This is a genomic window from Kineococcus rubinsiae, assembly GCF_011839805.1.
In the GTDB taxonomy this organism is placed as follows: Bacteria; Actinomycetota; Actinomycetes; order Actinomycetales; family Kineococcaceae; genus Kineococcus; species Kineococcus rubinsiae.
Genome location: NZ_VWPY01000113.1, coordinates 1 through 4331 on the forward strand (window position 1 = coordinate 1; position 4331 = coordinate 4331).

The 4331-nt window shown below is 36.6% G+C and carries 2 protein-coding genes and 2 pseudogenes; 3 read left to right on the forward strand and 1 reads right to left on the reverse strand.

Features of this window, described 5'->3' with window-relative positions; genetic code table 11:
- The 3 genes and pseudogenes from F1544_RS27170 to F1544_RS27180 form a co-directional block, all read left to right on the forward strand.
- Nucleotides 1-580: pseudogene (locus F1544_RS27170) on the forward strand (DUF3800 domain-containing protein); the annotation flags it as partial.
- A gap of 224 nt (nucleotides 581-804) precedes the next feature.
- A pseudogene (locus F1544_RS27175) lies at nucleotides 805-1737 on the forward strand (IS5 family transposase).
- 148 nt (nucleotides 1738-1885) lie between these two features.
- Nucleotides 1886-2350, forward strand: coding sequence for a hypothetical protein (locus tag F1544_RS27180; RefSeq protein ID WP_005199967.1), 465 nt, complete (start codon nucleotides 1886-1888; stop codon nucleotides 2348-2350).
- Here F1544_RS27180 and F1544_RS27185 read toward each other — a convergent pair.
- The coding region (locus F1544_RS27185; RefSeq protein WP_167588537.1) for a UvrD-helicase domain-containing protein at nucleotides 2336-4331 on the reverse strand (1996 nt) is incomplete at its 5' end. The genes F1544_RS27180 and F1544_RS27185 overlap by 15 nt on opposite strands.

Sequence of the window (4331 nt, forward strand, 5' to 3'; positions counted from 1 at the left end):
TAATAAGCAATTGGATTTTAGTTGGATTAAGGGTTCTGAATCTGATGTAAAAGATCATTTGGAGCATTTAGATCGAAGGAGTCTAGATCCTGTACAATCAGGTATTTTTACTCATGCTCAATATTGGGGGGAGGAATTTGATAACTCCTTTAATATTATTCATGATGAGTCTAATACCCTAGAACAGAGTTTGGATTATTTTAATAAATATACAGATCCTTCGAGTATGAAGATTATGGTCGGTTCAGATGATCGAATTATTAAGCTACCGTTGAAGGTACAAAAGGTTGATATAAAAAACTCTCGGTTGATTTCTCAAATACAAGTCTCTGACATGATTGCAGGCGCTATCGCATATTACTTAAAGCAAATAATTACTGGTCAGAGGAGCGAGAAGCTATGGAATGAGTTGGATTCAATCGGAATTGGAGACCTACTTACTCACATGGTATGGCCAGAAATGAAATTCACTACTCAACAATATGGAATTAAAAAGTTGGATTCTGTACATGGGGTGAATATTGCGGATGAAATAGCAACGTATCAAATGAATCAGGCCCGAAAATATAATAGATTTTAGACACTAAAATTAACAACGAGCATTATGTTTTTTGGGTGCTCCTTTCTATCGATCTTGTTCATCTCTTAGGGGGTGAGCAACTCGCTTAAACATATATGTTTTATCTCGCAATTGAACTTTTAAACATCATTTTATAATGTTTTGGTGTATATTCTTTTTTAGTTCTTGGAGGCTTTGTTGCACAAAGCTGTTCTTAAGGGCTTCTTCAGCAATATAATTTTCAAATGAAGAAGCCTACACAAAAAATCTACCGCACAACCAATTGGCCCGCATATAACCGAGCTCTCATTAATCGTGGGAATATTGCCATTTGGTTCGATCCAAAGACCCAGTGGTATGCACAATCACAAGGCAAGCATGGTCGAAATCAAACTTACTCTGACACCGCTATTCAATGCTGTTTAATGATCAAATCTTTATTCAGACTCTCTTTACGTATGGTCACAGGTTTTGTTCAAAGTCTGATTAACCTTTGCGGATTAAATTGGGCAGCACCAGATTACAGTACGCTTTGTAGAAGACAAAAGCAGATTGATATTCAAATTAGCTATGAGAAGAGTTGTAATGGACTGCATCTACTCGTCGATTCCACGGGCTTGAAGTTTTTAGGTGAAGGTGAATGGAAACGTAAGAAACATCAGCCTGAATATCGTCGCCAATGGCGTAAATTACATATTGGTATAGATGCTAAAACCCTGCAAATACGCGCTATTCAGCTCACAACCAATAATGTCAGTGATTCACAGGTACTTGGTGATTTACTTAATCAGATTCCACAAGATGAGCAGATTGACTCTGTTTATACCGATGGAGCTTAAGACACCAAGAAATGCCGTCAGGTCATTGTAGATAGGCAAGCGCATGCGGTGATTCCACCTAGAAAAAATGCGAAACCATGGAAAGATACAAAGATCAGCTCGCTAGAGCGAAATGAATTACTTCGAACAGTTAAACGTTTAGGCAGCACACTATGGAAAAAATGGTCAGGCTATCATCGGCGAAGTTTGGTTGAAACTAAGATGCATTGCATCAAGTTATTAGGCGATAAACTCAGTGCTAGGAATTTTGACAGCCAAGTGAATGAGATCCATGCACGCGTAGCCGTATTAAATAAATTTACAGAATTAGGCAGACCTCATACCCAAGTTGTAACCTAAATTTTAGCAACTTAGGAAAACTCTGCCGTCAAAGGCTTTATGCAACAAAGCCGTAAATAACTAAAAATCATTAAAATAACTTTACCTATTTGAATCTCAATATTCCAATAAGTTATTGTAAGAATAATTTTTTATTCGAAATCAATTTATGCAAATTATTAAAATCGAAAAAGATGTTCTAGAATTCTTACACAGCTTTACTCAAATTGACAAAGATAATTTTCATTTAGAAGTATTGTCTTTGTTTCCTGTTGCGTGTTGTGAATATTCTTCGATGATGTTGGCTCGTTTCCTGATAGAGAAAAAAGGTTACAATATTGCAGATGTTTTAATTATAAAAGGCCAGTCTACCTCAGATATATACCAACTACATTTATGGCTTAAAGTGAATGGTGTTATCGTGGATATAACAGCAGGGCAATTTAATGAGGTTGAAAAGTCGATAATCATTGATGAACATGGTTATTGGCATAATAAATCTTTCTACGAATTAGATGCGTATACCCCTGCAATAGACTTTAAGAATTATGTAGATGAATTTGATCTGCCAACATTAGAAAACGATTATTTAATGATTGTTCAACAAATTCATCAAAATTCAACGACGTTTTAAATTTTTAGTATATTTACAATTGGGATAACGACTGCAACCTAAAAATGCCCCATAAGGTCCGTTAGTTATTTTCCTGAGTCTGCCTTGCCCACATTTTGGACACAACCATTCTGGTGGGATATTACTATTGAGCTGTTTATACTCGTCTTGAGGTATATGGATAAATTCTTTAAAACTCTGATCTTTGGTAATTTCTTCAAGGAAAATAGAACCTCGTTCACCGATTAAATAAACCTTTTCTTTTGCACGCGTTAGTGCAACATAGAACAGACGGCGTTCTTCAGCAAAGTCATGTATCTCAGGTTGTGGTAGGACTAAGTTTAGAAGAGGATCATCTTCTTTTTCAGCAGGGAATGCGCTACCACCACTATTCAATCCTAGAAGAATGACATAGTCTGCCTGTAAGCCTTTTGAAGAGTGAATGGTTTTAAACTCAAAAGTACAATTTCTGAGAAATGGTAAAATACTGTCTAAATTAGGTTTGTGGTGTTTATAGCGGCCCAAAATATAAATGGATTTTTTCTTGCCGGAACTTGCACTGGCATTATTGATTTCCATAATTGTTCTCGTCAGGTATTCGTTAATTTCCTGAGCCTTTGTTAAAAAGTTTATTTCAACAACTTTACTAGTGGTCTTATCAATGGCATTGACGACTTTTTGAAGTTGAGATTTATTTTTTTGGATAAAGCCACTGGCAACATTGGCAATACCCTGATTGGAGCGGAAGGTCTGGGTGAGCTTTGTTTGTTTGGTATAACCAAAGACCCTTTCAAACTGTGTAAAAATGCTGATGTCTGAACCTGCAAAGCGGTATATAGCTTGCCAATCATCCCCAACACAAAATAGTTTTGCTTCTGGTGCCTGATTCAATAAGGACAGAATGAGTCTAGCCCTTGCTTGTGATGTATCCTGAAATTCATCCACTATAATAAGCTTGAAAGGGCTTTTATATTTGTTCTCATTGATTAACTGAGCAGATTCAATGAGTAGGTCATCAAAGTCATGTTCTTTACTGGTTTTTAATAACTGATCGTAGCGTTGGTATACCTTAGAAAATAGCTGTAAAAAAAGACTCTCTCGTTGGCTAAGTGATGGTTTGGCTAATAGACTAGCAATGTTCGCCTGATTAGATTTGTAGTGACTTAAAAAACTGACATAAAGTTCATTGGCATCATGTTCATAGATGGACTGTGCTTTAGCGTTGATCTCAGTAAGGCTACGTGGCTTAAATACTTGCCCTCTTGATTTAAGTTCCTGTTCCAACTTCCTGAAAATGGAACCTGTAATAAACTCATGAAAGGTGGTAGAGATTAAATCGGTTTTATATTGTTGATGGATTCCTGATTTCCATTTCATGTCATCCAGATACTTTTGTCCAAAATGTGCAGGCGGTTTGCCATGCTGGTCTACAGCGTAGTGTTCCAGATATAGGTTTATTTCAGGCAGGTAAAAATCAGGCTTATATTGGCGGTGGGCTTCATCAGCTGTTTCATGCTCGTAGTTTTTTTCGTACTGATAAGGAATTCCTTGGCTATATAACCAGTTGGCTATTGCTTTTTCACCATGTGATTTAACAATCTCTCCTTGATAGGTTTCGAAGCCATCCTTGAATCTATCAAATGATCGTTTCTGCGCCTTCTCCCAATCATTTCTAGTCTTAAAAGCAAAAGGTGACAACGGAGCTCTTAAATAAGCAGTTTTAAATAAAAGATACTTTTCCTGAAAGTCTGAGTCTGTTTCGATTAATTGTTGAATAATTCGGTTTAGGAGGGCTTGAGGCTTTCCTGCATCGTTGGATACAGATGGGCTTTTACCTGTTGCTTTTCCAATGACCTTAACACCAAATTTATGGAAATTAAGTGCTTCAACACTAGTATCAAAATTGGAGAGAATATCCTTTAGCCTAAAGCTAATACGTTCACTCAGTTCTTCACCTGCATTTTTATTGAATGCAAGAACCAAAATCTCTTCTGGTTTATAG

Excerpts from the sequence above, each read along its gene's own strand:
- F1544_RS27180 (WP_005199967.1), top strand. The coding sequence starts at position 1,886 with ATGCAAATTATTAAAATCGAAAAAGATGTTCTAGAATTCTTACACAGC.